This window comes from candidate division KSB1 bacterium (assembly GCA_034506335.1).
GTDB lineage: Bacteria > Zhuqueibacterota > Zhuqueibacteria > JANLFK01 > Oleimicrobiaceae > Oleimicrobium.
This window is the reverse complement of record JAPDPR010000010.1, coordinates 76,994-78,914: the sequence shown is the minus strand read 5'-3', so window position 1 is coordinate 78,914 and position 1,921 is coordinate 76,994. Positions and strand designations below refer to the sequence as shown.

Annotated in this window: 2 protein-coding genes; one reads left to right on the top strand and one right to left on the bottom strand. The window is 59.6% G+C overall.

What is annotated here, in order from left to right:
- Positions 1–1,459 (top strand): putative LPS assembly protein LptD (locus ONB25_05360; protein ID MDZ7392321.1); only part of this gene is annotated, 1,459 nt, incomplete at its 5' end.
- 64 nt (positions 1,460–1,523) lie between these two features.
- On the opposite strand, the gene ONB25_05355 is transcribed toward ONB25_05360, so the two are convergent.
- Positions 1,524–1,921: T9SS type A sorting domain-containing protein (locus tag ONB25_05355; GenBank protein MDZ7392320.1), on the bottom strand; the 398-nt coding region annotated here is incomplete at its 5' end.

The window sequence follows — 1,921 nt, the reverse complement described above, 5'->3', positions numbered from 1 at the left end:
TTTGCAGACTGACGAGACCACCCTCAGCCTGCCCCAGGCGAGTCTTTACGTGGCACAGGGGCAGTTTTTCCCGCCTGCCACTACCGGCCGGGGGCGAATGGAGACCCGTCGGGGGGTGAAAGAGGAACTCCGTTGGTACCAGGCCATCTACTACTCCTATTCATCCAACCTGATGAACACCGAGGTCACCCGCAAGTGGCAAGGCGTCGAGACAAAGACGGTGAACCGCCGTCTTGCCCACAACATTGGACTCTCAATGAACAATCCGGGCAAGCTCTTTGGTTGGCTGGGGCTCAGTCAGTCGCTGAGCATCAATGAGGACTGGTTTGACCGTACGACCGACTACTTTCTCATCGATTCTACCAACAGCATTGGCACGCGCGAAAGGCGAGGCTTCGCTGCCCGCCATGTTTTTTCTTACAGCCTCTCCGGGCACACTAAGCTGTACGGTCTGTTCACGCCCAACGTGTTCGGCGTGAAGGCTGTGCGCCATGTGGTCACGCCCACGCTGTCGTTCTCCTATCAGCCCGACTTTTCTCAGGCAAAGTGGGGCTACTACGAGGAGGTTGTTGACACCACCGGCCGAGTGTATCGTCGCGATCGCTTCGGTGGGACGCCCGCTGGCGGACAGCAACGCCTATCCCTCCGTGTGAACAATGTCTTTCAGATGAAGACAGGCGATGGCGAGAAAGAGCGCAAGTTTGATCTGTTCACCGCCGATCTGAGCACCGGATTCAACTTCCGCGCTAAGGAGTTCAAGCTCTCCGACTTGTACACGACGCTAAGCGCCAATCCTTTGCGGAATTTGAGCATCTCCGCCAGTGCCACGCATAGCTTCTACCGCTACGACCCTCAGCAACGCAGAGTGGTGAACGATTACCTCTTCGACCAGGGCGGCCTTGTGCGTGGAAAACTCGCCTGGCTCACCGGGTTCCGCTTCAACGCCTCGGTGCGATTGGAGGGGAAGGCCGGCAGGCGTGCAGCGCCACCCACTCCCGAACGGGGACCCGAGGAGGCGCTTGAGCAAGAGCTACCGCCTCCGCGAGGCGTATTCGACGAAGAGATGCGCATGCGGGGTGACCGCTTTGAAGGCATCACCACCTTCACGGGATTGGATATCCCGTGGTCGGTTAGTTTTTCACTGGGCTACGACATGGATCGGCGCAGCGATCCTGCGCATCCTCGCACGCGGTACTACTTGGACGTGCGGGGCCTGCAGGTGCAGGTCACCAAGAAGTGGCGGGTCGAGTACAGCGCCCATTTCGACCTGAAGGAGAAAGAGGTAGCCAGCCATCGGTGGGTGTTCTACCGCGATCTGCACTGCTGGGAGGCGATGTTCGACTGGGTGCCCTCGGGGATTGCCAAGCGGTTCTACTTGCGCATCCAGGTCAAGGCGCCCCAGCTGCGCGATCTGAAGTTGGAAGCCCGAGGAGGAAGGGCCAGCGTGTTTGGATATTGAGTGCTGCTATTGAGTCGGTGCGCTTCCTTGAGCCGAGGGGCCATTTCTCCGTTCAAGCTGCTTATCACCGCAGCACCACCAGCTTGCGGCACAGCACTCGTCGGCCGCCGGTGGACAGGTAGTACAGGTACACGCCACTTCCCACCGATCGCCCCTGCTCATCGCGGGTGTCCCACGTCGTGCGATAGTTTCCTACCTCGTGCCAATCGTAGACCAATGTCCTGACCGTTTGCCCCATGGCGTTCACCACGACAATGCGCACCTCCCCGGGTGAGGGCACGCTGTAGTGCACTGTGGTGGCGGCATTCACCGGGTTCGGGTAGTTCTGTTCAAGGCGCCAGTCTTCGACCACGATCGGTTCTGTCTTGCGATGCACCGTGAGCGAGAGCGGTACCTGGGCCACCGGCATGGTAGTATCATTGGTGCTGATCGTGACCATTCCAGGATAGTGGCCCGCACTGA